26 protein-coding genes are annotated in these 23,906 nt (G+C 69.9%); 15 read left to right on the plus strand and 11 right to left on the minus strand.

Annotated elements, in window-relative coordinates:
• Positions 1 to 53: 53 nt before the first annotated feature.
• Complete coding sequence (locus ABS772_RS10905; protein ID WP_350394435.1) at positions 54 to 1,091, minus strand: tyrosine-type recombinase/integrase; 1,038 nt, start codon at positions 1,089 to 1,091, stop codon at positions 54 to 56.
• A 492-nt stretch (positions 1,092 to 1,583) separates the two neighbouring features.
• Positions 1,584 to 2,957 (minus strand): MBOAT family O-acyltransferase, encoded by a 1,374-nt coding sequence (locus ABS772_RS10910; protein WP_350394437.1) that lies wholly within the window; start codon positions 2,955 to 2,957, stop codon positions 1,584 to 1,586.
• Positions 2,958 to 3,297: 340 nt separating this feature from the next.
• Here ABS772_RS10910 and ABS772_RS10915 point away from each other — a divergent pair, with 340 nt between their 5' ends.
• Positions 3,298 to 3,591, plus strand: coding sequence for a GCG_CRPN prefix-to-repeats domain-containing protein (locus tag ABS772_RS10915; protein WP_350394439.1), 294 nt, complete (start codon positions 3,298 to 3,300; stop codon positions 3,589 to 3,591).
• Between the two features lie 60 nt (positions 3,592 to 3,651).
• Here ABS772_RS10915 and ABS772_RS10920 read toward each other — a convergent pair whose 3' ends face one another.
• Positions 3,652 to 4,089, minus strand: coding sequence for a flagellar assembly protein FliX (locus ABS772_RS10920; RefSeq protein WP_350394441.1), 438 nt, complete (start codon positions 4,087 to 4,089; stop codon positions 3,652 to 3,654).
• Positions 4,090 to 4,343: 254 nt separating this feature from the next.
• Between ABS772_RS10920 and ABS772_RS10925 the strand changes: the two genes are divergently transcribed.
• The 5 genes from ABS772_RS10925 to ABS772_RS10945 all read left to right on the plus strand — a co-directional run bounded on the left by ABS772_RS10925 (position 4,344) and on the right by ABS772_RS10945 (position 7,298).
• Positions 4,344 to 5,474, plus strand: a complete 1,131-nt coding sequence (locus tag ABS772_RS10925; protein ID WP_350394442.1) for a flagellar basal body P-ring protein FlgI — start codon at positions 4,344 to 4,346, stop codon at positions 5,472 to 5,474.
• 23 nt (positions 5,475 to 5,497) lie between these two features.
• On the plus strand, positions 5,498 to 5,857 hold the full coding sequence (locus ABS772_RS10930) for a rod-binding protein (RefSeq protein WP_350394444.1): 360 nt from the start codon (positions 5,498 to 5,500) through the stop codon (positions 5,855 to 5,857).
• Positions 5,847 to 6,326, plus strand: a complete 480-nt coding sequence (locus ABS772_RS10935; protein ID WP_350394446.1) for a hypothetical protein — start codon at positions 5,847 to 5,849, stop codon at positions 6,324 to 6,326. The genes ABS772_RS10930 and ABS772_RS10935 overlap by 11 nt, the downstream gene beginning before the upstream one ends.
• Before the next feature lie 134 nt (positions 6,327 to 6,460).
• On the plus strand, positions 6,461 to 6,889 hold the full coding sequence (locus ABS772_RS10940) for a hypothetical protein (RefSeq protein ID WP_350394447.1): 429 nt from the start codon (positions 6,461 to 6,463) through the stop codon (positions 6,887 to 6,889).
• A 232-nt stretch (positions 6,890 to 7,121) separates the two neighbouring features.
• On the plus strand, positions 7,122 to 7,298 hold the full coding sequence (locus ABS772_RS10945; RefSeq protein ID WP_350394449.1) for a hypothetical protein: 177 nt from the start codon (positions 7,122 to 7,124) through the stop codon (positions 7,296 to 7,298).
• A gap of 18 nt (positions 7,299 to 7,316) precedes the next feature.
• Here the strand turns inward: ABS772_RS10945 and flgH are convergent, their stop codons facing one another.
• From flgH to flgF, 4 genes are read right to left on the minus strand one after another with little or no spacing between them, the layout of a single operon-like run.
• Positions 7,317 to 8,087 carry a flagellar basal body L-ring protein FlgH gene (flgH, locus tag ABS772_RS10950; RefSeq protein ID WP_350394451.1) on the minus strand — a complete coding sequence of 257 codons (771 nt, stop codon included), beginning with the start codon at positions 8,085 to 8,087 and terminating at the stop codon, positions 7,317 to 7,319.
• A 52-nt stretch (positions 8,088 to 8,139) separates the two neighbouring features.
• Complete coding sequence (gene flgA, locus ABS772_RS10955) at positions 8,140 to 9,189, minus strand: flagellar basal body P-ring formation chaperone FlgA (RefSeq protein WP_350394453.1); 1,050 nt, start codon at positions 9,187 to 9,189, stop codon at positions 8,140 to 8,142.
• 11 nt (positions 9,190 to 9,200) lie between these two features.
• Positions 9,201 to 9,992, minus strand: a complete 792-nt coding sequence (gene flgG / locus ABS772_RS10960) for a flagellar basal-body rod protein FlgG (protein ID WP_238256913.1) — start codon at positions 9,990 to 9,992, stop codon at positions 9,201 to 9,203.
• Positions 9,993 to 10,012: 20 nt separating this feature from the next.
• Positions 10,013 to 10,753, minus strand: a complete 741-nt coding sequence (flgF, locus tag ABS772_RS10965) for a flagellar basal-body rod protein FlgF (RefSeq protein WP_238256914.1) — start codon at positions 10,751 to 10,753, stop codon at positions 10,013 to 10,015.
• 274 nt (positions 10,754 to 11,027) lie between these two features.
• On the opposite strand from flgF, the gene fliL reads away from it, so the two are divergent.
• From fliL to ABS772_RS10985, 4 genes are read left to right on the plus strand one after another with little or no spacing between them, the layout of a single operon-like run.
• Positions 11,028 to 11,549, plus strand: coding sequence for a flagellar basal body-associated protein FliL (gene fliL / locus ABS772_RS10970; protein ID WP_350394455.1), 522 nt, complete (start codon positions 11,028 to 11,030; stop codon positions 11,547 to 11,549).
• A gap of 58 nt (positions 11,550 to 11,607) precedes the next feature.
• A complete protein-coding gene (fliM, locus tag ABS772_RS10975) occupies positions 11,608 to 12,822 on the plus strand; it encodes a flagellar motor switch protein FliM (RefSeq protein WP_238256916.1) in 1,215 nt (404 codons plus the stop codon).
• A gap of 14 nt (positions 12,823 to 12,836) precedes the next feature.
• A complete protein-coding gene (locus ABS772_RS10980) occupies positions 12,837 to 13,343 on the plus strand; it encodes a DUF6468 domain-containing protein (protein ID WP_350394458.1) in 507 nt (168 codons plus the stop codon).
• Positions 13,340 to 14,137 carry a MotE family protein gene (locus ABS772_RS10985; RefSeq protein ID WP_350394460.1) on the plus strand — a complete coding sequence of 266 codons (798 nt, stop codon included), beginning with the start codon at positions 13,340 to 13,342 and terminating at the stop codon, positions 14,135 to 14,137. The genes ABS772_RS10980 and ABS772_RS10985 overlap by 4 nt, the downstream gene beginning before the upstream one ends.
• On the opposite strand, the gene ABS772_RS10990 is transcribed toward ABS772_RS10985, so the two are convergent.
• A complete protein-coding gene (locus ABS772_RS10990; protein WP_350394462.1) occupies positions 14,126 to 14,635 on the minus strand; it encodes a glutathione peroxidase in 510 nt (169 codons plus the stop codon). The genes ABS772_RS10985 and ABS772_RS10990 overlap by 12 nt on opposite strands.
• 188 nt (positions 14,636 to 14,823) lie before the next feature.
• Here ABS772_RS10990 and ABS772_RS10995 point away from each other — a divergent pair, with 188 nt between their 5' ends.
• Genes ABS772_RS10995 through ABS772_RS11005 form a run of 3 tightly spaced genes read left to right on the plus strand, consistent with a single transcriptional unit; the run spans position 14,824 to position 17,419 of the window.
• Positions 14,824 to 15,537 (plus strand): invasion associated locus B family protein, encoded by a 714-nt coding sequence (locus tag ABS772_RS10995; protein WP_350394464.1) that lies wholly within the window; start codon positions 14,824 to 14,826, stop codon positions 15,535 to 15,537.
• Positions 15,538 to 15,588: 51 nt separating this feature from the next.
• Positions 15,589 to 16,830, plus strand: a complete 1,242-nt coding sequence (locus ABS772_RS11000) for a lytic murein transglycosylase (protein WP_350394466.1) — start codon at positions 15,589 to 15,591, stop codon at positions 16,828 to 16,830.
• A gap of 4 nt (positions 16,831 to 16,834) precedes the next feature.
• Positions 16,835 to 17,419 (plus strand): NAD(P)H-dependent oxidoreductase, encoded by a 585-nt coding sequence (locus ABS772_RS11005; RefSeq protein WP_350394468.1) that lies wholly within the window; start codon positions 16,835 to 16,837, stop codon positions 17,417 to 17,419.
• Between the two features lie 21 nt (positions 17,420 to 17,440).
• On the opposite strand, the gene ABS772_RS11010 is transcribed toward ABS772_RS11005, so the two are convergent.
• From ABS772_RS11010 to ABS772_RS11020, 3 genes are all read right to left on the minus strand, one after another.
• Entirely contained in the window at positions 17,441 to 18,322 is an 882-nt protein-coding gene (locus tag ABS772_RS11010) for a translation factor GTPase family protein (protein ID WP_350394469.1), read from the minus strand.
• Between the two features lie 115 nt (positions 18,323 to 18,437).
• Entirely contained in the window at positions 18,438 to 18,833 is a 396-nt protein-coding gene (locus ABS772_RS11015) for a GFA family protein (protein WP_350394471.1), read from the minus strand.
• Positions 18,834 to 18,991: 158 nt separating this feature from the next.
• The gene (locus tag ABS772_RS11020; protein ID WP_350394473.1) at positions 18,992 to 20,341 is read right to left on the minus strand and encodes a dicarboxylate/amino acid:cation symporter; all 1,350 of its coding nucleotides are present in this window, start codon (positions 20,339 to 20,341) and stop codon (positions 18,992 to 18,994) included.
• A gap of 313 nt (positions 20,342 to 20,654) precedes the next feature.
• Between ABS772_RS11020 and ABS772_RS11025 the strand changes: the two genes are divergently transcribed.
• On the plus strand, positions 20,655 to 22,520 hold the full coding sequence (locus tag ABS772_RS11025; protein ID WP_350394475.1) for a sensor histidine kinase: 1,866 nt from the start codon (positions 20,655 to 20,657) through the stop codon (positions 22,518 to 22,520).
• Positions 22,517 to 23,893 carry a sigma-54-dependent transcriptional regulator gene (locus tag ABS772_RS11030; protein ID WP_350394477.1) on the plus strand — a complete coding sequence of 459 codons (1,377 nt, stop codon included), beginning with the start codon at positions 22,517 to 22,519 and terminating at the stop codon, positions 23,891 to 23,893. The genes ABS772_RS11025 and ABS772_RS11030 overlap by 4 nt, the downstream gene beginning before the upstream one ends.
• Positions 23,894 to 23,906 lie beyond the last annotated feature (13 nt).

Consider the following 23,906-nt stretch of genomic DNA (forward strand, 5'->3'; position numbering starts at 1 on the left):
AAAGGGTTCGTTCGGGGAAGCTGTCGGAGCCGGACGTGTCACGCCTGCCATCATCAGGCTTCCGGTACGAGGTCGTTCTGCATGGTAAGCATCAGCCGGTCGGCCTCCTCTTGGGTCGCTCTGCGGGCGTAGGACGCTCCCTGCTCGGAGGTTTCCTTCCAGCCCATAAGGAAGTTGCGCAGTTGCTTCTCGACCGCGTCCCGCAGCTCCGCATCGTCGGCCAACCGTGAGAACCTGTCGTTCCACGTATGCCGGAGCAGATGCGCGCTCATGTTCCCTGGAACGCCCTCGCACTTGCGCAGCATGCGGAAGATCGCCTCGACAGAACTTTTCGAGAGGCCTACCCCGCGGCGGGACACGAAAACGTATTGGGATTTGCTGGCTTTCCCGTAGCGCTTCCTGTCCTTGCGATCCTTGATGATCCAGTTCCACAATACCCTGGCCATCGCCCTGGCCACCGGCAGGGGACGAGCCTTCGTCTTCACCAAGGGCTGCCGCTGGCGCGTGTCGGCGGGATCGTCGGCCCTCCGTACGACGAACAGCCTGGGGGTGGGTCCCTCCAAGCGCAGGTCGGTCGTCTTCAAGGCCAGGGCCTCCGACAGCCTGAGGCCGAGCTGGTAGTAGAGGAGCACCAGCACGAAGTTCCGGAACTGGTACTTCGCGGGGAACGGGTTCGACTCGGACCCCGGAACGATGGCGCGCAGGAGAGCAGCCTGCTGTTCCTCCGTCAGGCCCTCTCGGCTGACCGGCACGGGTGTAGGCAGATCCGCCACGAGCCACCTTTGGCAGTCGTGCAGCCGTTCGCGGGCTTCCTGGAACGAGACATTGGCGCGGTCGAGCTTCTGGATACCGAAGCCGGCGTGCCATTCGATGTACCTCGCGATGATCCGGCAGCGCGTGATCCAGACGGTACTGGACACCGTAGGATCCCCACGGCGCGAGCCGCCGCCGGCGGACCGAAGGGATTGCCGGAGGCCCTCGATCTCGAACGTCTGGAAGAAGCGGAGCCCCTGAAGCCGTTCGAGCAAGTCGATGCCGCTTCTCTCCGCCCAGGTGTGGAACTGGGCGATGACGCGAGCCTTGCCGATCATCGTACCGGAGGAATGCCCCGGCGAACGCAGGCGTGTGACCGCGTAGAGAACGGGCCAGTATGCGCCGAGACCGTCCGGGCCCTCGGTGAACGCGAAGCGCTCCCCGTTGTCCCAGATCGTTTCCTTAACCTTGTAGGCGAATTCGTCTTTCAGTAGCAGAGGCTTACCCCGCTTATTGGACGACGAATTATAGAGGAAAATTGCTCCGTCGCATATCGCGGAGGATGCGCTCGGTTAACGGGCGAACCTAAAAAGGCGGTTTTGAAGCAGCAACGGGTGCTGAGCCCGGACGAGCCCGGATTGACCGACTTGAGGACGTTTGTCCGGAAAAGACATTTTTTATCAGAAGTTTGACGACAATTTTTGACGACAAATCGTACTGTGGGTATTCTAACGTCCGCTGGCCGACGACGTAAAAGACGCCGTCCGCTTAAAAGCGAACGGCGTCAATGGTTTAGACCAGATAGTTTACTTTACAAAACGTACGGTGATCTAGAACTGGAAGTAGATGAACTCGTAGTTCGCATCGTCCCCGATCTTGAGGAGGACGACGACGAACAACAGGGCGAAGCCGGCCGCGAGCCACCGGTTCGGCGGCAGGCGGTGGACGGCGGCCCAGGCGGTCGGGCCGATCATCGCGACCGCCGCGGCGATGGCGATAGTGCGCCACTTGAAGCCGGAGCCGGTCGGGGCCAGCCCGAACAGTCCCTTGTAGATCGCGAGCGCCGCCTCGAACGAGGTCGCGCGGAACAGCACCCAGGTCAGGATCACGAAGCCCGCGGTCAGCGCCCAGCCGAGGAGGTGCGGCATCCGCCCACCCGCCCGGCGCCACAGCACGCCCGCGCCGAGGCCGACGCCGTGGGCGGCGCCCCAGGCGACGAAGGTCAGCCCGGCCCCGTGCCACAGGCCTCCGAGGGTCATGGTGGCGAACAGCGCGCCGACCTGGATCGCGAGGCCGCGGCGGTTTCCTCCGAACGCGATGTAGAGGTAGTCGCGCAGGAAGCGCGACAGCGTCATGTGCCAGCGCCGCCAGAAGTCGCGCAGCGAGGTGGCGCGGTAGGGCACGTCGAAGTTCTGCGGCAGCACGATCCCGAACAGGAGCGCCAGGCCGAGCGCCATGTCGGTGTAGCCGGAGAAGTCGAAATAGATCTGGAAGGTAAAGCCGAGCGTCGCCTGCCACGCCTCGGCGACGGTGACGGCCTTGCCCGCGGCCGCCGCCTGGAAGACCGGGTTGACGTAGACCGAGAGCGGATCGCCGAGGAACACCTTCTTGGCGAGCCCGACGGTGAGCAGCATCACCCCGCGCCCGATCCGCTCGGCGGCATCGGGCCGCGCGTAGGGGCGCTCCTCGAACTGGTGCATGATCTCGCTCCAGCGCACGAGCGGGCCGGCGAGAACCTGCGGGAAGAAGGCGATGTAGAGGGCGTAGCGGGTCAGCCCGAAGGCCGGGGCGCGCCCGGCCCTCAGGTCCGTCAGGTACATGATGTGGTGGAAGGTGAAGAACGAGATCCCGAGCGGCAGGGCGAGGTCGATCCGCGGAAGATCGATGCCGGGGATCAGGTCGGCGAGATCGGTGAGGAAACCGAGATACTTGAAGAAGCCCAGCACCGCGAGGTTGCCCGCGAGCGCCGCCGGGAACAGCCAGCCGGTGCGGTCCCGCGGCAGGACGCGGGCCACGAGCCAGTTCACGCCGATGGAGACGAGGAGCAGCGGCAGGAAGCGCCAGTCCCACCACGCGTAGAAGACGAAGGACAGCCCGACGAGCAGCGGCAGGCGCGCCTGCGGCCGGTAGCGCTCGGCGGCGGCGTGCAGCACCAGCGCGACCGGAAGGAAGGCGAGCAGGAAGATGAAGGAGTTGAACAGCATCGCGGCGCGGACGATTCCCTTGGCGATCCGGCGAGACCGGCGCGCGCCCGCTCACGCGGCCAGCCTTGTCGAGGATCGAAGCGGAGCCGTCAATCGCGGCGACGCCGCGCGGGTCGTTCCGCCGCCCGGTATGCGCAACCCGCATTCGAGAGGCGTCGATGGGGGAAAGATCGACAAGTCACCGACGTCGCTCGTCCCGATCACGCCGATGTGCACGCCGGCGCACATCAATGACCGCGCGGCACCGCCAAGGAGACGATCCAGTCAGCTTCGGTTCATCGAGCAAGGTCTAGCTTTGCCCATCGGCCGTAAGCTTCGGCCTGAACGGAGAAATCGTACGATGATGCACGCGAAGGCGTTCGCATTGGCTGCGGTGATCGCCGGCAGCCTCGGTGTGGCGGGTACCGCCCAGGCGGCACCCTTCAGCCCCGCTCCCCTCACGACCGCGACGGACAACCCGCTCGTCGAGCGCACCGCCGGCGGCTGCGGACCGGGGTTCCACCCCAATCCCTGGGGCATCTGCCGCCCGAACTGGGGTCCGCGCCGCTTCTACGGCGGGCCTTACGGCTATTACCGCCCGCGGCCGTTCTACCGGCCCTACGGCTTTTACCGTCCGCGTCCCTATTACTGGTGATCGCGCCGATCGTGACGCTTCCGGGCCGGATCCCAACGAGGGGTCCGGCCCTTTTCGTCGTCAGATGCCCCGCGCGGCTTCGAGCTTGGCGAGTTCCACGGAGGCGCGCAGCTCGATCTCGGCCACGAGGCCGTCGAGGCGCGGATCGCCGCTCTCCGCCATCCGCTCGGCGAGGCGGCCGGCGATGGCCTGGAGGTCGCGCGTCGCCACCCGGCCGCCGATCAGGGCGGCCTTGAGCCGGTCGAGCCCGTCGAGCAGGTCGTGCCCGCGCTGCACCGAGCGGCGGCGGCGCTCCTTCTGCGCCTCGGCCCCGTCCTGTCCCTGGAGCGTGAGGAGGGCGTCGAGACCGGTCAGCATGCCGGTCTGGCTCGTGCCCGCGGTCGCCGCCCGGGGCGCTTCCTCCGTCCCGGCGGGAGCGAAGGCGCCCGGCGCGGCGGCGCGGCGGGAGGCGTTGAGCGCCCCCGCGGCGGCGGCGGCAAAGCGAGTGTCGACGCGCATGATTGTTCGAGACCTTTTCGCGCGCGCCGCGGCACGGCGCGCGCTCAGAGCTCAAGACATCGTCCGGTACGGTTAAGCGCCGGTAAACAACCCGGCAGAAGCTGCCGGGGCGGCAGGAAACGCGCCGCTCCCATGCGGGATCTCGACCGCGCCCTGCGAAACAAAGCGATTTGATATCAGTCTCTTAGCTTTTGGCACGGCCCTGGCAAGGTTGGGTGCAGCGTGAAGACGCCGTCACCGGTCACCGAGTTCCGATGCCCCTGCCTCGCTTCGCCTTCGCCCGCCGTCTCGTCGCGGTGCTCGCCTGCCTGACGGCCCTGTTGCCGCCGGCGCCCGCCCATGCGCTGTCGCGGGTCAAGGATCTCGCCGCCGTCGAGGGGGTGCGCACCAACCAGCTCGTCGGCTACGGCATCGTGGTCGGCCTCAACGGCACCGGCGACACCCTCAACAACATCCCCTTCACCAAGCAGTCCCTGCAGGCGATGCTGGAGCGGCTCGGCATCAACACCCGGGGCGCGACCATGCGCACCCAGAACCTCGCCGCGGTGATGGTGACGGCAAACCTTCCGCCCTTCGCCACCCAGGGCACGCATATCGACGTGACGGTCTCCTCGCTCGGCGACGCCAAGTCGCTCCAGGGCGGCACCCTGGTGGCGACCTCGCTGCTCGGCGCCGACGGCGAGATCTACGCCCTGGCGCAGGGCTCGGTGGCGATCGCCGGCTTCTCGGCCGAGGGCGAGGCCGCCAAGATCACCCGCGGCGTGCCGACCAACGGGCGCATCTCCAACGGCGCGCTGATCGAGCGCGAGATGGCGTTCAAGCTCAACGAGGCGCGCTCGCTTCGCCTGTCGCTGCGCAACCCCGACTTCACGACGGCCAAGCGCATCGCCTCGGCGATCAACGACTTCATGGGCGCCGACACCGCCGAGCCGACCGATCCGGCGACCATCACGCTCCAGATTCCGGCCAAGTACCGCGGCAACATGATCCGCCTCATCACCGAGGTGGAGCAGCTCAAGGTCGAGCCCGACCAGACCGCGCGGGTGGTGGTGGACGAGCGCTCCGGCATCATCGTGATGGGCCGCGACGTGCGGGTCTCCACCGTCGCCATCGCCCAGGGCAACCTCACGGTCACGATCACCGAGCAGCCGATGGTGAGCCAGCCGGCGCCGCTCTCGAACGGGCAGACCGCGATCGTGCCGCGCACCGGCGTGAAGGTCGATACCGGCGACGGCAACAAGCTCGCTCTGGTGAAGGAGGGCGTGAGCCTGCGCGAACTGGTCGACGGCCTCAACGCGCTCGGCGTCGGCCCGCGCGACCTGATCTCGATCCTTCAGGCGATCAAGACGGCCGGCGCGCTTCAGGCCGACATCGAGCTGATGTAATTTTGTTCTCGGGAGACCGCACCATGCTGCCCCTCGCAACCTTCGCGGCCTCCGCCGCGGTCGGCGTCGGCAAGAGCCTGATCGGCTCGCTCGCCAAGACCGACACCGACACGATGGACACCGCCAAGGCCGGCGCCTCGGCCAAGGCCCGCAAGACGGCGGACGACTTCGAAAAGATGTTCCTCGAGGACAGCCTGGAGAAGCTGACGCAGAGCGCGGGCACGGAAGGCCCGCTCGGCGAGAACGGCACCGGCGGCGGCGTCTGGCGCTCGATGCTGACCAAGGAATACGCCAACGCCATCGTGAAGACCGGCGGCGTCGGCATCAGCAACCAGGTCTATTCCGAGATGATGCGCATGCAGGAGGCGGGCGGTGGCCGCTGATCCGACCCTTCCCCTGCGCCTGACCGACCGCGCCGCCGCCCTCGGCTTCGTGCAGAACCTGCTCGCCACCATGGGCGAGCTGGAGAGCGTGCTGGCCCGCGAGAGCGAGGGCGTGCGCGCCGGGCGCATCGCCCAGGCGCTGGCGGAGTCGACGCCGAAATCGGAACTCGCCTCGGCCTACATGAACGGCCTGGAAGCGGCCAAGGCCAACGCCATCGCGCTCGCCCGCTTCGCGCCGGAGGGGCTCGAGGCGCTGAAGGCCGCCCAGCACCGCTTCGCCGCCGTGGTCGAGACCAACCAGCAGGTGCTCGCCACCGCCCGCGCCGTCTCCGAGGGGCTCGTGAAGGCGCTCGCCGAGGAAGTCGCCAAGACGCGTACGCCCTCCGTCTACGGACGCCCCTCGGTCTCGCCCTCGCCCTACGGCCGGGGCGCGCAGGGCGGACCGCTGGTCCTGTCGCGCAACCTCTGACGACGGCGCGACCGATCCGCCCTCCGTTGACGGTTCGGCAACGAGACACCGATCTTATGGTTGCAGCGCGCACCGGGCCGTGACGATCCGCGACGCTTCCCGGCCGCCCGGTTCAACCCGCGGGAGGAGCGTCGATGTCCGTCGTCATGGCTAGCCAGGCGGGAGGACTGGCAAGTCCGCCGACCACCGCGCTCAACCCCGCCGCTGCGACCAGGGGCGGCCAGCCGGAGGCCGCGCCGACACATCGCGACCTCCCGCCCGCGACAGCGGTCGTGAAACGCTCCGAGACCGAGCAGGCGGCCCTCGATCGCCTCAAGACGGCGCAAGAGGCGGTCGCCAATGCCACCCGATCCTTCGATGAGCGACTGAAGGCGCGCTCCGATGCGCTGGCGAGCCGGCTGACCACAGCCTTCGCGGAGAAGGGCATTCCCGTCATCACCACCGCCGTCATTCCGGGGCCGCGTAGCGGAACCCGGAATCCACGACTGGGCACGCCCGCTCGTCAGGACTCTCGGCATCTCGGGTGGATTCCGGGTTCTCGCCTGCGGCGAGCCCCGGAATGACGGAGGCAGGGCATCGATCACGGTGGCCGGGAATTCAGTGAATCGCTGAACATCCACAGTTCCGACATCCGCCACGCTGCGAACGGCGAGGACTTCAGTCTTATTTCAATGCGGCGAAGCCCTACGAGCTGATATCCCAGGGCTTCTACGCTCTCCGACGATGACTTGACTATTCGGAACTTTCCTTTCGCACGCCACTTGCCCCCGAACACAATCATCGGAGGAAATGGCCATGTCGAACGACGTGCTCATCCCGTTGCTCGCGATCGTGACCATCGTCCTCGTCGCGGGCTTCGCCGTCTGGCAGCGGGGCCGGGTGGCGCAGTCGAAGCGCGATCCGCAGCGCTCCGCCTTCACCGAGCACCACGGGGAAGCGCCGCGCCCGAACCGGCCCGGCACCGAGCATTGAGGGCGCGGCGCCCTCCGATCAGAACGGAAGCAGGATGTCGACGAGTTGCTGGCCGTAGCGGGGCTGCTGCACGTCGGTGATCTGGCCGCGGCCGCCGTAGGCGATGCGCGCTTGCGCGATCTTGGTCGAGTCGATGGTGTTGTCCGACTCGATGTCCTCGGGCCGGACCACGCCGGCGACGACGAGCTCGCGTACCTCGAAGTTGATGCGGATCTCCTGCTTGCCCTCCACCACGAGGTTGCCGTTGGGCAGCACCTGCGTGACGACGGCGGCGACGTTGGTGGTCACCGTCTCGGCGCGCTGAACCGAGCCCGCCCCGTCGCTCGACGAGGTCGAGGTACCGTTGAGGAGCTTGTCGGCGGAGATGCCGGCGGCGGCCACCCCCGCGCTCTTCTCCAGACCAAAGGCGTTGGGCAGGCCGAAGCCTTCCGCGTTGGTGCGCGAGCGCTTGGTCTCGTTGTTGAGGTTGGCCTTGTCCGTCACGTTGACCTTGACGGTCAGCAAGTCGCCGATCCGCGCGGCGCGCTGATCCTTGAAGAAGGCCCGCGAGCCCGTGCGCCACAGGGAGTTCGGCGCGTAGGAGACGGGCGCGACGTCCGGCATCGCCATCCGCACCGGCCGGTAGCCGGGCTGGGCGGTCGGGTCCTCGATCGCCGAGAGCGTCGGCGTCGCGCCGACCTGCGAGAGCCGGTCCACGGTGTTGCAGGCCCCGAGCGGCGCGAGCGCCAGGATCACGGCGAGGCGTGGCAGGGGCCGGAGGAGGGGGCGGAAGGAGCGGCGAGCGGTCATCGGAGGGGTCCGGCGCTGGCGAGACGGGAAGGGCGAGGGAATTGCGAGCGGCCTACGGGGCCGCGCTGGCCTGGAGCACGGGCTGGGGCTGCGGCGCGGGGCTGACCGAGACGCGGCCGGGGCCGACCACCACGGCCTGAAGCACCTTCTTCGAGGCGCCGTTCGTCACCGAAACGCTGGCGCCGAGCCGGCCGCTCTCGTTGGCGACGCCACGCATCGAGAGCGACACGCCGGGCGTCTCGAACACGATGGCCACGCTCTCGCCGCGGGAGACCAGTTCGGGCGGCGCCACGTCGCCCGAGCGCAGGATCGAACCGGCGCTCAAGGGGCGCTGCGCCACTTGGCCCGCAACCAGGCTCGGCGCGCCCTGCATGTCGGCGGGCACAGCGTCGCGCGGGCGGCGCTCAAGGGAGAGGTCGGCGCTGGCGATCGCCTCGCCGCGGGCGAGGCTGCGGGTCAGCACCGCCACCTCGCGGGTCTCGACCGCGACGCCGCCGACGCGGAGCGAAGCCTGCCGCTCGCCGAGCACGATCAGGCCGGCGAACCGGCGGGTGCGGGGATCGTAGGTGACATCGACGGCCGCCGCCTGCCCGTCGAGGTCGAGCGGGGCGAGCAGCACCGGCGCGTCGCCGTCGAGCCGCACCGACAGTGCCTTCGCGTCGAGACCGTAACCGGTCTCGAGCGCGCGCTTCAGGGCCGCCTCGATCTCCGGCGGCCCGACGCGGCGGGCGGCGCGCTGCACCGTGACCTGCACGCGGCCGCCGGTCTCGATCCCGGTAAGGCCGAGGGCGGCGACCGATTCGATGATGCGGCGGGCCTGGATCGTGCCGATCGCGCCGAGCGCCGGGGCGCGGAACAGCGGGCGGGCGGCCAGCTCGGCCGGCGCCCCCTCGACGAGATCGCCGAGGCTGAGGGTGTCGCCCCGCGCGGTCACGTCGCCGCGCAGCCGCAGCGGGTTGCCGGCGGCCATCAGCGGCAGGGCGAAGAGGGTCATCGCCATGAAGGCGACGAGCGCCACGAGGGTCCGGCCGATCACGCCGCGGGACAGGGGCGTGACGGCGAGGGCGGCGGGTCGGCGGATCGGCCTGAGGGCGTGCTTCACGGGTCGGATCCTCAGCCGCGGAACATCTGCGAGGTGGTGGAGAGCATCTGGTCGGCGGCGGTGACGACCTTCGAGTTCATCTCGTAGGCGCGCTGCGCCGCGATCAGCGACGAGATCTCGGTGACCGCGTTGACGTTGGCCTCTTCGAGGTAGTTCTGTTGCAGGTTGCCGAAGCCTTCCGAGCCCGGCAGGCCGGTGATGGCGGGGCCCGACGCCGCGGTCTCCACGAACAGGTTGTCGCCGATCGATTCGAGGCCGACCTTGTTGACGAAGCGGGCGAGCTGGAACTGGCCGAGCGCCTGCGGCGCGGTCTGGCCCGGCAGGGTCGCCTGCACCGCGCCGGTGGCCGAGATCGTCACCGAGGTCGCGGTGTTGGGCACCGTCACGCCGGGATCGAGCAGGTAGCCGTCGCGGGTCACCAGCTGACCCTGCGCGTCGAGGTCGAACGAACCGTCGCGGCTGTAGGCGGTGCGCCCGTCGGGCAGGCGCACGCGGAAGAAGCCCTCGCCGCGGATCGCGACGTCGTAGTCCTTGTCCGTCTGCGCCAGCGGCCCCTGGGTCATGGCGCGGGCCGTCGAAGTGGTCTTCACGCCCGAGCCGAGGGCGAGGCCGGCCGGCAGGATCGTGTTCTGGTCCGAGGTCGAGGAGCCGGAGCGGCGCAGGTTCTGATAGAGCAGATCCTGGAAATGCACCTGCTGGCGCTTGTAGCCGGTGGTACGCAGGTTCGCGATGTTGTTCGAGATGACCTGGACGTTGAGTTCCTGGGCCGCCATGCCCGTGGCGGCGGCGTAGAGGGCGCGCATCGGGGTGTTCCTTCAGGGCGTTAGGCGACGTCGGCGAGGCGACGGATCGCCGTGCCGCGCAGGTCGTCGAGGCGCGAGATCACGCTCGAGACCATCGTGTAGGTGCGGTTCACGTCCATCAGCCGGGTCATTTCGACCACCGGTTTCACGTTGGAGCGCTCCAGCGCGCCGGGCTCGAGATGCGCGCCGGGACCGGCGGGCCGCGCGGGCGTGTCGGACGAGAATAGGTTGGCCCCCTCCGACTTGAGCGCCTGCGGGTTGGCGAAGGTGACGAGGCGCAGCCGGCCGCGGATGCCGAGATTGGTCGAGACCGTGCCGTCCGGCGCGATGGCGAGGCCCGTCTCCTGCTGGCCGATGGTGATCGGGCCGCCGTCGCCCTGCACCGCGTAGCCGTCCGAGGTGACGAGGTTGCCCTGCGCGTCGAGCTCGAAGGCGCCGTTGCGGGTGAAGCGCGGGCCCTGCGGCGTCTGGACCGCGAGGAAGGCGTCGCCGCGCAGGGCCACGTGCATCGGGTTGCCGTCGGGCTCCACCGGCCCCTGCGAGAGGTCGAGGGGCGTGCCCTGGTCGATGACGTAGGAGAGGCGCCGGTCGGTCCGCTGGAAGCTGTCGGCGGAGGCCACCGGCATCAGGTATTCCTGGAAGCGGGCGGAGCGCGCCTTGAAGCCGGTGGTCGAGACGTTCGCCATGTTGTTGGCGATGACGTCGAGTTCGCGGGCGAGCGCGGCCTGAGCGGAGACTCCGACGAAGAGCGCGTTCTGCATGGGGTGCCTCGGATGGCGACGGGTTCGCTCCCTCCACCGCAGGGGCCGTGCCAAGTCGGGCCCACTCGTTTTTACCTTAACGGACAGTGACTTGGTGCGATTTCCCCTGTGCCGCGGCACCGGTCGGCCCCGGACCGGCGGCAAGTCCGACCCGGCAAGTTCTGCCGGCTTAACCGTGGGTTAACCACGTCGGCAGACAAGGGAGGACAGGGGATTGCGCCTCGCGCGCGGGCCCCGCCCCATCGTCCCGATCCGGTCTGCCGACGAGCATCACATGGCCAAGAAGCCGAAGAAGGCGCCCGCGGCCGAGGGCGAAGAGGGCGCGGCGGAAGCGCCGAAGTCCAAGAAGAAGCTCATCATCATCGCCGCTGCCGCGGTGCTGCTGCTCGGCGGCGGCGGGGGCGGGTTCTTCTTCATGAAGGGCCGGGGGGCGCATGCCGACGCCCACGGCGAGCACGCGGCCGAGAAGGCAGACCCGAAGGCGCAGGCCGTGTTCCTCGACATGCGCGACATGATGGTCAACCTCAGCCCCGATCCGGGTGCGACCAAGGCCAACGTGCTCAAGCTGCGCGTCGCGCTGGAACTGAAGGACGCCAAGGTCGAGGCCACCGTCAAGCCGCTGATGCCGCGGGTGGAGGACGCCTTCCAGACCTATCTGCGCGAGATCCGGGCGAGCGACCTGGCCGGCTCGACCGGCCTGTACCGCCTGCGCGAGGAGCTGCTGCGGCGGGTCAACATCGCGCTGCATCCGACCAAGGCCGAGGCGGTGCTGTTCAAGGACGTGATCGTCCAGTGACCGGCCCCGCTTCCCTCCGACCCCGAACGCTGAAGACAGACGCGAGCGCGCGACAGGCATGACCGGCCCCGAGGACGAGCTGGACGACGATTGGGCGGCCGCCTTCGCCGAGCAGGGCGCCGAGGGCGGCGACGCGTCGCTGGCCGAGGAATGGGGCGCGGCGCTCGCGGAGCAGGGCACGACCAAGAGCGCGGGCGACGTCGCCGCCGAATGGGCGACGATGATCGAGGACGGGGAGACCGAGAATCTCCCCGAACTCGCCGGCAACGACCGCATCCTGAACCAGGACGAGATCGACGGCGTCCTCGGCTTCTCGCTGCGCGAGCTCTCCGCCTCCGGCGCGGGGGGCGTGCGCGCCATCGTCGATTCGGGCGTCGTCCAGTACGAACGCCTGCCGATGCTGGAAATCGTCTTCGACCGGATGATCCGGTTGCTGTCGACCAGCCTTCGCAACTTCTTCCAGGACAACGTCGAGGTGACCCTCGACAACATCACCTCGGTCCGGTTCGGCGACTATCTCAACGCGATCCCGCTCCCGACCCTGCTCGGCGTGTTCAAGGCGGATTCCTGGGAGGGCTCCGGCCTCGTCACCGTCGAGCAGACGCTGGCCTACTCGACCATGGACCTCCTGCTCGGGGGCAAGCGCGGCGGCTCGTCGAGCCGGCTCGACGGGCGGCCCTTCACCACGATCGAGATGAGCCTCGTGCGCCGCCTCGTCGAGATCATCCTCACCGACCTCGAACTCTCGTTCCAGCCGCTCTCGCCGGTGCGGTTCGGCATCGACCGCATCGAGACCAACCCGCGCTTCGCCACCATCACCCGGCCCGGCAACGCCGCCATCCTGATCACGCTCAAGCTCGACATGGACGGGCGCGGCGGCGGGATGCAGATCCTGTTCCCCTACGCGACGATCGAGCCGATCCGCGACCTGCTCATGCAGAGCTTCATGGGCGAGCGGCTCGGGCGCGATCAGGTGTGGGAAAGCCACCTCGCCACCGAGATCTGGCAGGCGGACGTGGAGATGGAGGCGGTGCTGCACGAGGTGACGCTGCCGCTGAAGAAGGTTCTCAATCTCAAGGTCGGCGACACCCTGATGTTCGACCGCAAGCCCTCCGACCTGATCACCGTGCGCTGCGGCGACTGGGCGCTGACCCAAGGGAGGATCGGCCGGATCGACGACGCCATCGCGGTGCAGGTCGCCCGGCCCCTGCGGCAGTCGCGCACGACGCTGCAGGCCTACGAAATCTCCATGCAGAACCGAAACGACGGCTGAGCGGCGGGCAGACTATGATGACCTTCTTCGTCTCGATGGCCGCGGATGTCCTCGTCGCCGTGCTGCTCGTCGCCACCATCGTCTCCTCGGTGAAGCTGTCGCGGCGCATCAGCCGGCTCAAGGCGGACGAGACGGCCCTGCGCTCCACCATCGGCGACCTCGTGGTGGCGAGCGCGACCGCCGAGCGTGCCATCGCGGGCCTGCGGGCGACCCTCGACGAGTGCGACCGGACGCTCACCGAACGCCTCGCCGCCGCCGATCGCACCAGCACGGACCTCGTCGCCCACGTCCAGGCGGGTGAGAGCGTCATCAGCCGCATCGCGGCCATCGTCGGTCAGGCGCGGACCGCCACCGTGGCCGCGCCCGCCGCGTCGTCCGCTGGTCCGCCCGCCGGGCCGCGCCCGGTTGCAGTCGAGACCGCCCCCACCGGCGGCAACGGCGAGCGCGTCGGCGCGGCCCTCGCCGCCGCCCAGGCGCTGTCCGAGCGCGCCCTCGACCGTCTCCGGGCCAGGGCCGCATGACTCTGCCGGCGCGCCGACTCGCACGCCTCGCGAGCCTTCCGGCGCGCCCCTTCCGGCTGCGCCTGATCGACGCCGTGACCCTGGCGGCGATCGGGCTTCTCGTGCTCAAGCTCACGGCCCTGCTGGCCGAGGACCCGGCGCCGCCCGGCACGCCGCTGCCGGATTTCGCCCGGGTGCTGGCCAAGGCGCGGACCAACTACGAGCCGACCGACCCAACGACCACCGGCTCCGTTTCGGCGCCGCCGAAGAAGGCGGAGCCCGCTCCGCCGCCGGTCTACCAGCCGCAGGTGCCGGAACCGGTCTCGGAGAGCGAGCGGGCGATTCTCGAAAAGCTCGCCGCCCGCCGCGAGACTCTCAAGCACCGCGGAGAGGAACTCGATCTGCGCGAGCAGATGCTCAAGGATGCCGAGCGCAAGCTCGAGACCGGCGTGGCCGACTTGAAGGGCGTGGAGGACAAGGCCGGGTCGGAGGGAACCCGCCGGACCGAGGCCGAGAAGGCAGGGATGAAGAGCATCGTCACGATGTACGAGACGATGAAGCCGAAGGACGCGGCCCGGGTGTTCGACCGCCTGAGCCTCGACACGCTGGTGCCGATCGTGATGGCGATGAACCCGCGCAAGATGGCCGAGGTGCTGGCCCTGATGGGATCCGAGCCCGCCGAGAAGCTGACCGTGGCGCTCGCCAACCGCGCCCGCGGCGTCGACGCCCCGCAGGTGGCCGCCGCCGCGCCGGGCCTGCCGCCGGGCGAACTGCCGGCGATCGATCCGGGTCCGGCGGTTCGGTCAGGGCGGTGAGATCGACCCGCCCGGCTCGGCCAGAGCCCGCTCGATCGCGCCCTCCAGGGCCGCGGGCTTCGTCGAGGGCGAGAAGCGGTCGATCACCCGGCCGTCGCGGCCGACCAGGAACTTCGTGAAATTCCACTTGATGCCTTGCGTGCCGAGCAGGCCGGGCTTCGCCCGCTTCAGATCGACGTAGAGCGGGTCGGCCCCCGGTCCGTTGACCTCCACCTTGGCGAGGACCGGAAAGGTCACGTCGTAGGTGAGCGAGCAGAATTGCTCGATGGCGGCGGCATCGCCCGGCTCCTGCGCGCCGAACTGGTTGCAGGGCAGGCCGAGCACCACGAAGCCGCGGGCGCGATGCCGGCGCCAGAGCGCCTCCAGCCCCTCGTATTGCGGCGTGAACCCGCATTTCGAGGCGGTGTTGACCACCAGAAGCACCTTGCCGCGATACTGCGCCAGAGGATGCGGCACGCCGCTGGCGTCGCGCGGGGCGTGGTCGAAGATGCTGGTCATCAGCGCTTGGAGCCTCTTTCCTTGCACAATAATCCCGCCGTCATCCGGGATATTGTCCTTAATTTCGTGGAACGATTCCAGACTTGACCGCAAATGTCATCGTCGCAGTGCAGTGCGGCGTCGATGCAATTGCATCCTTTCGCAAGCGGGGCTAGGCGCCCCCGGACGACACCCTCTGGAGCCCGACCATGCCGCCTCTTTCCCGCGGAACCGCGTCTGCCGCCGCGCTTCTGCTCGCCGGATCGATGGTCCTGACATGGCCGGGCCTCGCCACGGCGCAGGAGGACGCCGCGCCCGAGGCCGCCCCCGCGGAGCCCGCCGCCAAGCCGAAACCGCGCCCGCGCAAGCCGGCTCCGAAGAAGGAAGAGCACAAGGAGACGGCGAAGGAGCCGGCGCCCCCCGCTTCGTCCGGCACCGTGCTGGAGCCCGCCGCGTCCTCCGGCTCCGCCCATTGGCCGGCCGGCGCCAGCTCCGTCAGCGAGAGCTACGGCGACTGGACCATGAACTGCAACCGCGCGGAGGCGCGGACCGACTGCGTCATCATCCAGTCCCAGGGCGACCGGCGCACGGGCAAGCGGCTGTTCAGCATGGAGCTTCGTCCGCCCAAGGACGGCAAGAGCGAGGGCCTGATCCTGATGCCGTTCGGTCTGCAGATCGAGCCCGGCGTCTCGTTCAAGCTCGACGACCGGCAACTCGGCAAGGGCGCGCCGTTCTCGTTCTGCGTCAGCGACGGCTGCCTCGTGCCGGTCAGCCTGCCGACGCTCGCCACCGACACGATGAAGACGGCGACGAACCTCACGATCTCGGCGACGAAGCCGGACGCCAAGGAGCCCACGATCATCACCGTGCCGCTCTCGGGCTTCGCCGCGGCCTTTGCCCGGGCGAGCGCCTTCGGAAGCTGAACCCTCCGCGCCGGCCTGCCGATCGGCCGGAGACATGGTAAGGCTTCCCCCATGCGGCCCTCAGCCAGAGCACTCCTTCTCGCCATCCTGACCCTCGCCGGCGCGAGCCCGGTGCGGTCCGAGGCGCCGGCCGCTGCGGCGTCGCCGGATTTCGCGGGCTGCGTCGGCGGGTTGAAGACGCTCGCCGAGGAGCGCGGCGTGCCGCGGCCGGTGGCCGAGACCGCCCTGTCGGGGATCGCCCCCGACCCGGCGGTGGTGCCCGCGACGCAGTCCCAGGCCGAGTTCGTCAAACCGGTCTGGGAGTATGTCGAGGCGAGCGTGACGCCGGAGCGGATCGCGACGGGGCAGGCCAAGCTCGCCGAATGGTCCGAGGTGCTGGGGCGGATCGAGGCGGCCTACGGCGTCGACCGGCACATCCTGGTCGCCTTCTGGGGCGTCGAATCGAATTACGGGGCGGCGCTCGAAGGAGCCGGCATCCGCCCGGTGGTGCCGGCGCTCGCGACGCTCGCCTGCGGCGATCCCGCCCGCCCCGGCCTGTGGCGCGACGAGCTCGTCGCGGCCCTGAAAATCCTCGCCGACGGCGATGCCGACGCCGAGCGGATGCGCGGGTCCTGGGCCGGCGCGATGGGCCACACTCAGTTCATGCCGACCGCCTTCCTGCGCCACGCGGTCGATTTCGACGGCGACGGCAAGCGCGACATCTGGCACGCGGTGCCCGACGCGCTCGCCTCGACCGCCAACTTCCTCAAGCAATCCGGCTGGCGCGCGGGCGAGGGCTGGGGCCTCGAAGTGCTTCTGCCGGACGGCTTCGACTACCGGCTCGCCGACGAGACCACCGAGCGGCCGTTCGCCGAGTGGCGGACGCTCGGCCTCAAGCCGGCCGGCGGCGCCTTCCCCGACGGTGCGGAGCGCCGCGCCGTCCTGCTGCTGCCCACCGGCGCCAAGGGGCCGGCCTTCCTGCTGGAGCCGAACTTCCGGGTGATCCTGCGCTACAACACGGCGCTCGCCTACGCGCTCACCGTGGCCCATCTCTCGGACCGACTGCGCGGCGCGCCCGGCTTCACCCGCGACTGGCCACGGGGCGACCGCATGCTCTCGACCGAGGAGCGCACCGACCTCCAGACCCGGCTGTCCGCCCTCGGCCATCCGGTCGGCGGCGCCGACGGCAAGATCGGTCCCAAGACCCGCGCCGCGATCCGCGCCTTTCAGGCGGCGAAGGGCCTCGTGCCCGACGGCTACGCCGACGCCGCGCTGTTCGACCGGGTGCGGGCGGCGGGCGCGCCCGCCCCCTGACCCAATGCGCGTCCTGCTGGTCCACTGCCATCCCCGGCCCGACAGCTTCAACGCGGCCCTGCGCGAGGCGGCGGCCTCGGCGCTCGAAGCCGCCGGCCACGCGGTCGAGACGATCGATCTCTACGCGGAGAACTTCGACCCGCGCCTGAGCGCGCGGGAGCGGGGCGCCTACTACGACGAGAGCGCCGAGCGGCCGGATCTCGCCGGCCACATCGCCGCCCTGCGCCGGGCCGAGGCTCTGGTCCTCGTCTACCCGACTTGGTGGTTCGGGCCGCCGGCCATGCTGAAGGGCTGGTTCGACCGGGTCTGGCTCCCCGGCGTCGCCTTCGCCCTGGGCGGGGCGAAGGTGCTTCAGCCGCGCCTCACCAACATCCGCAAGATCGCGGTGGTGACGACCTACGGCTCGCCACGCTGGCTGCTCTGGCTCGTCGGCTGGCCCGATTGGCGGCTGTTCCGCTTCGGCATCCGCCCGCTCTGCGCCCCGCGTTGCCGGCTCGACTGGATCGCGCTCACCGGCATGGACGGCGCGACCGAGCAGATGCGGACGCGCTTCCTCGCCCGGCTGCACCGACGATTGTCCGTGTTCTGATTTTTTTCGCGCGGACGATCCCTACGCCCTCAGCGCGGCGTCCGCCGGCGGTGGGTCGCGATCCGCCGCCGGCACCGGGGCATAGTGGCTGAACGCCATCGCGACGTGGGCGTCGCTGCCCGCCACGGTGCGCAGGCGCGAACCGAAACCGAGCATCTCGGCGAGCGGCACCGTCGCTGTGACGACGCTCAGGCCGCCGCGCGCGCTCCTGTCCCCGATCAGGCCGCGGCGCGCTCGCAGGTCGCTCACGACCCCGTCCGCATATCGCTCCGGCACGGCGATCTCGACCGCCATGACCGGCTCCAAGAGCACGGAGTTGCCCTGGAGCGCCTCCCGGAACGCCGCGCGGGCGGCGATCTCGAAGGCGAGCGGCGAGGAATCGATGGCGTGAGAGGCGCCGTCGATCAGTTCAGCCCTGACGTCGATGACGGGAAAACCGGCGAGGACGCCGGCCATCCGCACCGATCGGAGACCCTTCTCGACACCGCGGACGTAGTCTCCCGGCAGGGTCGATTCGTTGATCTTCGATTCGAAGGCGGAGCCGGCTCCGGGCGCGTTCGGTTCGAACAGGAGTTTTACGCGAGCGAACTGGCCTCGGCCGCCGGGCACGCGTTTGTGCGTGTGGTCGATCTCTCGCCGTCGGGTCAACGTCTCACGGTAGGCGACTTGCGGCTGACCGAAGTGGAACGCGGTGGGGCATGATCGGAGACGCTCGACGGCGGTGGCGAGACAGGTCTCGGTCACCGCCTTGAGGATGAACTGGTCCGCCGCCGCATCGGTCGAGAAATCGAGTTCCGGGTTCTGGAGCATCAGTCCCAGCAGGGCGCCGCGCAGGCTGCTCCGGCCGGCCTTGGACGTCGGTGCGACAGCGATCTCGAGCAATGGCCACGGCGCAGCCGGCATGACGGGCTCTTGACGGGCGAGGAAGCGCCGATCGGCGCCTCCTGCATCGCAGAGGCGTCGAGCCAATGCAACATTTGATTGTTTATAAATCCCTCCGGCTCTCCTGGAAGACGCGTCAGGCCGACGGATACCGCTCGAAGCTCGGCAAGCGGTGCGCCTCATCCATCCAGGCGATGCGCTCGGCCGTCTGGATATGCGCCTGCGGCGGCAGGGCCTCCGGCGTGTCGAGGGTGCCGGTCTGCACGTCGATCATGCTCGGCAGCGTCTGCTCGTTGACGTAGAACAGGCCGGTGCCGCAGCGGCCGCAGAAATGCCGACGCCCGTGCTCGGAGGAGGCGTAGACCGAGGGCTCGCCGGAGATCGTCACGCGCTCGGCCGGGACCATCGCCCAGCCGACCATCGGCGCGCCGGCATGGCGCCGGCAATCCGCGCAGTGGCAGAGCACGTTGTGCACCACCTCCGCGGACATCTCGTAGGTGATGGCCCCGCAATGGCAGCGTCCCGTGAGCATGGCGCTTCCTCCCCAAATCCCGAAACCTCGCCGCGACGCGCCGGACGATAGAGGCTGGGGACGGCCTCAGAAAGCGAGAAACCGCGACAGCCGTCGTCCGGCTGCCGCGGCTCCCATACCGGACGGAGGACGCAGGACGGTGCGCCCTCCTGCCCGGATCACTCGGCCGGCTGCAGGGCGGGGACCGGGGCGGGACCCACCTCGGCGACCGGCTTGCCGGCCAGCGCGGCGCGGAGCTTGTCCTCGTCGACCTCGCCCTCCCAGCGGGCGACGACGATGCAGGCCACCGCGTTGCCGATGAAGTTGGTGAGCGCGCGGCACTCCGACATGAAGCGGTCGATGCCGAGGATCAGCGCCATGCCGACGACCGGCACGGACGGGACGACGGCGAGCGTCGCGGCCAGCGTGATGAAGCCGGAGCCGGTCACGCCCGCCGCGCCCTTCGAGGAGAGCATGGCGACGAGGAGCAGCAGGATCTGCTCGCCGAAGGTGATCGGGGTGTCGGTGGCCTGGGCGATGAAGAGCGCCGCCATCGTCATGTAGATGTTGGTGCCGTCGAGGTTGAACGAGTAGCCGGTGGGGACGACGAGGCCGACCACGGGGCGCGAGCAGCCGGCGCGCTCCATCTTCTCGATGAGCGAGGGCAGGGCCGACTCCGAGGAGGAGGTGCCGAGCACCAGCATCAGCTCTTCCTTGATGTAGCGGATGAGCTTGAGGATCGAGAAGCCGTTGTAGCGGGCGACCGCGCCGAGCACGCCGAGGACGAAGATCGCCGAGGTCAGGTAGAAGGCGCCGACGAGGTAGGCGAGGTTGGCGAGCGAGGAGATGCCGTACTTGCCGATGGTGAAGGCCATCGCGCCGAAGGCGCCGATGGGGGCGACCTTCATGATGATGTTGACGACGCCGAAGACGGCTTCCGAGAGCACCTTGATGATGTCGAGCACCGGCTTGCCGCGGTCGCCGAGGAAGGCGAGGCCGAAGCCGAACAGCACCGAGAAGAACAGCACCTGAAGGATCTCGCCGCCCGCGAACGCACCGACCGCGGTGGTCGGGATGATGTTCATCAGGAAGTCGGCGATGTTCTGCTCCTTCGCCTTGCCGGCATAGGTCGCGACCGCCTTCGGATCGAGCGAGTTCGGGTCGATGTGCAGACCGTGACCCGGCTGGAGCACGTTGGCGACGATGAGGCCGACGATCAGCGCCAGCGTCGAGAAGGTGAGGAAGTAGGCGAGCGCCTTGCCACCGACGCGGCCGACCTTCTCCAGGTTGGTCATGCCGGCGATGCCGGAGACCACGGTGAGGAAGATCACCGGCGCGATGATCATCTTGACGAGCTTGATGAAGGCGTCGCCGAGCGGCTTCATGTCGGCGCCGAGCTTCGGGTAGAAATGCCCGAGGGTGATGCCGATGGCGACGGCGACCAGCACCTGGAAGTAGAGCGTACGGTAGATGGGCTTGGGCGCGGACGGCGCGTGGGGCGCGGTCAGCGGGGACGGCACGGTGGCCATGGGCGTTTCTCCCTGTCGCAGCGGTGGACGGTCTCGCCGGATCGGTCCGCCGGGGGCACCCTCAAGGGGTTCCCGACACCGTCCGCTCTTGCTTTTGGCCCTTCGGCACACAGCTCTGCAGTTTGGTCATGGCTGCGTTTCGACCGGGGAATGGCAACCGGCATGCCAGTTCGAAAATGCCGATAACTTTTCGTTAAAGCGTTGAAATGAATGATAATTCCTCCCCGCTCACGGATCGCGTCCCGTCGCCCGTTGCGGTGATCCGCACGCGCGGCAATCCGGCGTTCCGGAATTCCGCACAGGGCCCGGCGACGTGATCGTGCCCGCCTCGCCCACCGCGACGGAGTACCGCCGCGCCGTCGTCGTGCTGGCGGGGCTGGCCGTCCTGGTGCTGGCGGGCTGGCTCGGCGGACGGGTGGCGGAACGGTGGGCCCTTGCGGACCTGCGGCGCGCGGCCTCCACGTCGCTCGGGCTGCAGGTCGCGGCGTTCCGGGCCGAGATGCAGACGCAGAGTTCGCTGCCCCTCGCGCTCGCCGCGGACCCCGAGATTGCCCGCGTCGTGGCGCCGACGCCGGAACCCGGTCTCGTCGAGGGGGTGAACCGGCGCCTCGCGCAGATCGCTGAGGCGACCGGCGCGGCGGTGATCTACGTGATCCGCGGCGACGGCGTGACGATCGCCGCGAGCAATGCGGGCGCGGAGAGGAGCTTCATCGGCCGCGATTACAGGTTTCGACCCTACTTCAGGGACTCGATGGCGGCCGGCTCCGCCTCGCAATTCGCCCTCGGCACGGTCAGCGGCCGGCCCGGCTACTACCTTGCCCGCAGGCTGCCCGAGGCCGCCGGGGTCGTCGTCGTCAAGATCGAGTTCGATGCGATCGAGGCGGCCTGGCGCGCGAGCCACGAGAGGGTGTTCGTCACCGATCCCCGCGGCATCGTGCTGGTAGCGAGCGAGCCGAGCTGGCGCTTCAGGGCCTCCCGCACCGTCGATGAGGCGGAGCGCAAGCGCATCCGGGAGGCGCTCGACTTCGGCGAGGCGCCGCTGCAGCCCCTGCCGGTCTACGCCGCATCGGATGCCGGCGACCTCGTGCGGGTCGGCGGCGGTGCCAGACCCGCTTGGCCGGCGCTGATGCTCGACGCCCCGATCCCCGGCACCGAGTGGCGCCTGCACACCCTCACGCCCATCGCCGCCGCGGTCCAGCGCGAGCGGGCGCAGGGCCGGGTCATCGCCCTGCTGGCGACCGGGCTCGCCTGGGCCGGGCTCGCCACGCTGCTGGGCCGGCGGCGCCGGATGCGAACGCGCCTGGCCGAAGCAGCGACCCGGCGCGAAGAGCTGGAAGCCCGGGTGACGGAGCGCACGCAGGCGCTCAGCGAGGCCAACCGACAGCTCGTCGCGGAGATCGAGGAGCGCCGCCGGGCCGAGGCCGAGCGCGAGCGGATGGGGCGCGAACTGGCCCAGGCCGGGCGGCTCGCCGCACTCGGGCAGTTCGCTGCCAGCATGGCCCATGAGATCAACCAGCCGCTCGCCGCGATCCGTTCCTACGCCGACAACACCGCGATCCTCGTGCGCCGCGGGCGTGTCGAGGACGCGGCGGAGAACGTCTCAGCGATCGGCCGGCTGACCGAGCGCATCGGCACCCTGACGCGCCAGCTCAAGGGCTTCGCGCGCCGCGCCTCGGGCCGGCGCGAACCGGTGCGGCTCGCCGACATCGTGCGCGGAAGCCTCGAAGTGGTTTCCTGGCGCGCGGCGCAGGCGGGCATCGCCCTCAAGGTGCCGTCCGTGGCCCCGGACTTCGCCGTGCTCGGCGACGGGCCGCGCCTCGAACAGGTGGTCGTCAACCTCCTGCAGAACGCCCTCGACGCGGTGACCGGACGCCCCGAGCCGTGGGTCGCCCTGCGGATCGAGGCGACGGAGGAGCGGGTCGCCGTCGAGGTCGCTGATAACGGACCGGGCATTCCGGAGGCGGTCCGGGCGCAGGTGTTCGATCCGTTCTTCACCACGAAATCCGAAGGGCTCGGCCTCGGTCTGGCGATCTGCCGCGGCATCGTCGAGGAATGCGACGGAACGCTCGGCCTCCGCTCGGACGCCGACGGCACGATCTTCCGGATGGAGCTGACACGGGCCGTCGCACCGGACGACGCACCGGTCGCGAGCCCGGTCGCAAGCCTGGAGTCCACATGAGCAGCGAGCCGAACAGCCCGTCCGATCCCGGCTCCCACGACGTCTCCGAGCGGGTCGTCTTCATCGACGACGAGGAGGACGTGCGGCGCGCCAACCGGCAGAGCCTCGAACTCGACGGCTTCCGGGTCGAGACCTTCGAGGCGGCCGAGCCCGCCCTGGCGGCGATCCGGGCCGAGCCGCCGGGCGTCGTCGTCACCGACGTGCGCCTGCCGGGGCTCGACGGGCGCGCCCTGTTCGAGCGGATCCGCGCCGTGGATGCCGACCTGCCGGTGATCCTCATCACCGGCCACGGCGACATCTCGATGGCGGTCGCGGCGATGCGCGCGGGCGCCTACGACTTCCTCGCCAAGCCCTATCCGGCGGAGGCGCTGATGGGCTCGGTGCGGCGCGCCCTCGACCATCGCCGCCTCGTTCTGGAGAACCGCCGCCTCAACGCCCAGCTCGACGCGGCGATCGAGGAGGACCCCGCCTTCCTCGGCGTCTCGCCGGAGATCGTCGCGCTCCGCCGCCTCGTGCGCGACGTGGCCGGCGCCGACGTCGACGTGCTCGTTCTCGGCGAGACCGGGTCGGGCAAGGAGGTGGTGGCGAACGCCCTGCACCGCTGGAGCCGGCGCGCATCGAAGAACTTCGTCGCGATGAATTGCGGCGCGCTGCCCGACAGCGTGGTGGAAAGCGAATTGTTCGGCCACGAGGCCGGCGCCTTCACCGGTGCCCTGAAGCGCCGGGTCGGGCGGATCGAGCACGCGCAGGGGGGCACGCTGTTCCTCGACGAAATCGAGAGCATGCCGCTGGCGCTGCAGGTGAAGCTGCTGCGGGTGCTGCAGGAGCGGGTGGTCGAGCCGCTGGGCACCAACGAGCGCCGGCCGGTCGACATGCGCGTCGTCTCGGCCACCAAGGTCGATCTCGGCCAGGAGGCCGCCGCCGGCACGTTCCGCGACGACCTCTACCACCGCCTCAACGTCGTCACCGTCGCGATCCCCCCCTTGCGCGAGCGGCGCGAGGACATCCTGCTGCTGTTCCAGCACTTCCTGGCCCGCGCCGCGGCCCGGTTCGGGCGCGAGGCGCCCCCCGTGACGGCGGCGATGCGCGACCATCTCCTGCGCCATGCCTGGCCGGGCAACGTGCGCGAACTCGACCATTTCGCCGAGCGCTGCGCCCTGGGCCTCTCCGGTCAGAGCGCCCCGGAAGCGCCTCCGGCGGCGGCCCCCAGCCTGTCCGAGCAGGTCGAGCGGTTCGAGCGCGGCCTGATCCGCGAGGAGCTGATCATGGCCGGCGGCGACGTGCGGCTGGCCGCGGAATCCCTCGGCATCCCGCGAAAAACCCTCTACGACAAGATCGCCCGCTACGGCCTCGCGCCGACCGACTTCCGCTGATCGGCGCGGGCGG

Origin of the sequence: Methylorubrum podarium (assembly GCF_040270385.1) — a bacterium.
GTDB lineage: Bacteria > Pseudomonadota > Alphaproteobacteria > Rhizobiales > Beijerinckiaceae > Methylobacterium > Methylobacterium podarium.

What these genes read in the sequence shown, in the direction of transcription:
- flgG (WP_238256913.1), bottom strand. Translation starts at nt 9,992, where the DNA reads ATGCGCGCCCTCTACGCCGCCGCCACGGGCATGGCGGCCCAGGAACTC.
- ABS772_RS10985 (WP_350394460.1), top strand. Translation starts at nt 13,340, where the DNA reads ATGACTCTGCCGGCGCGCCGACTCGCACGCCTCGCGAGCCTTCCGGCG.
- ABS772_RS10920 (WP_350394441.1), bottom strand. Translation starts at nt 4,089, where the DNA reads ATGCGCGTCGACACTCGCTTTGCCGCCGCCGCCGCGGGGGCGCTCAAC.
- ABS772_RS11000 (WP_350394466.1), top strand. Translation starts at nt 15,589, where the DNA reads ATGCGGCCCTCAGCCAGAGCACTCCTTCTCGCCATCCTGACCCTCGCC.
- ABS772_RS10940 (WP_350394447.1), top strand. Translation starts at nt 6,461, where the DNA reads ATGTCCGTCGTCATGGCTAGCCAGGCGGGAGGACTGGCAAGTCCGCCG.
- ABS772_RS11020 (WP_350394473.1), bottom strand. Translation starts at nt 20,341, where the DNA reads ATGGCCACCGTGCCGTCCCCGCTGACCGCGCCCCACGCGCCGTCCGCG.
- flgF (WP_238256914.1), bottom strand. Translation starts at nt 10,753, where the DNA reads ATGCAGAACGCGCTCTTCGTCGGAGTCTCCGCTCAGGCCGCGCTCGCC.
- ABS772_RS11010 (WP_350394469.1), bottom strand. Translation starts at nt 18,322, where the DNA reads ATGCCGGCTGCGCCGTGGCCATTGCTCGAGATCGCTGTCGCACCGACG.
- ABS772_RS10980 (WP_350394458.1), top strand. Translation starts at nt 12,837, where the DNA reads ATGATGACCTTCTTCGTCTCGATGGCCGCGGATGTCCTCGTCGCCGTG.
- ABS772_RS11030 (WP_350394477.1), top strand. Translation starts at nt 22,517, where the DNA reads ATGAGCAGCGAGCCGAACAGCCCGTCCGATCCCGGCTCCCACGACGTC.
- ABS772_RS10930 (WP_350394444.1), top strand. Translation starts at nt 5,498, where the DNA reads ATGCTGCCCCTCGCAACCTTCGCGGCCTCCGCCGCGGTCGGCGTCGGC.
- ABS772_RS11015 (WP_350394471.1), bottom strand. Translation starts at nt 18,833, where the DNA reads ATGCTCACGGGACGCTGCCATTGCGGGGCCATCACCTACGAGATGTCC.
- ABS772_RS10910 (WP_350394437.1), bottom strand. Translation starts at nt 2,957, where the DNA reads ATGCTGTTCAACTCCTTCATCTTCCTGCTCGCCTTCCTTCCGGTCGCG.
- ABS772_RS10945 (WP_350394449.1), top strand. Translation starts at nt 7,122, where the DNA reads ATGTCGAACGACGTGCTCATCCCGTTGCTCGCGATCGTGACCATCGTC.
- ABS772_RS11005 (WP_350394468.1), top strand. Translation starts at nt 16,835, where the DNA reads ATGCGCGTCCTGCTGGTCCACTGCCATCCCCGGCCCGACAGCTTCAAC.
- fliL (WP_350394455.1), top strand. Translation starts at nt 11,028, where the DNA reads ATGGCCAAGAAGCCGAAGAAGGCGCCCGCGGCCGAGGGCGAAGAGGGC.
- ABS772_RS10905 (WP_350394435.1), bottom strand. Translation starts at nt 1,091, where the DNA reads ATGATCGGCAAGGCTCGCGTCATCGCCCAGTTCCACACCTGGGCGGAG.
- ABS772_RS10990 (WP_350394462.1), bottom strand. Translation starts at nt 14,635, where the DNA reads ATGACCAGCATCTTCGACCACGCCCCGCGCGACGCCAGCGGCGTGCCG.
- ABS772_RS10995 (WP_350394464.1), top strand. Translation starts at nt 14,824, where the DNA reads ATGCCGCCTCTTTCCCGCGGAACCGCGTCTGCCGCCGCGCTTCTGCTC.
- ABS772_RS10915 (WP_350394439.1), top strand. Translation starts at nt 3,298, where the DNA reads ATGATGCACGCGAAGGCGTTCGCATTGGCTGCGGTGATCGCCGGCAGC.
- flgH (WP_350394451.1), bottom strand. Translation starts at nt 8,087, where the DNA reads ATGACCGCTCGCCGCTCCTTCCGCCCCCTCCTCCGGCCCCTGCCACGC.
- ABS772_RS10925 (WP_350394442.1), top strand. Translation starts at nt 4,344, where the DNA reads ATGCCCCTGCCTCGCTTCGCCTTCGCCCGCCGTCTCGTCGCGGTGCTC.
- fliM (WP_238256916.1), top strand. Translation starts at nt 11,608, where the DNA reads ATGACCGGCCCCGAGGACGAGCTGGACGACGATTGGGCGGCCGCCTTC.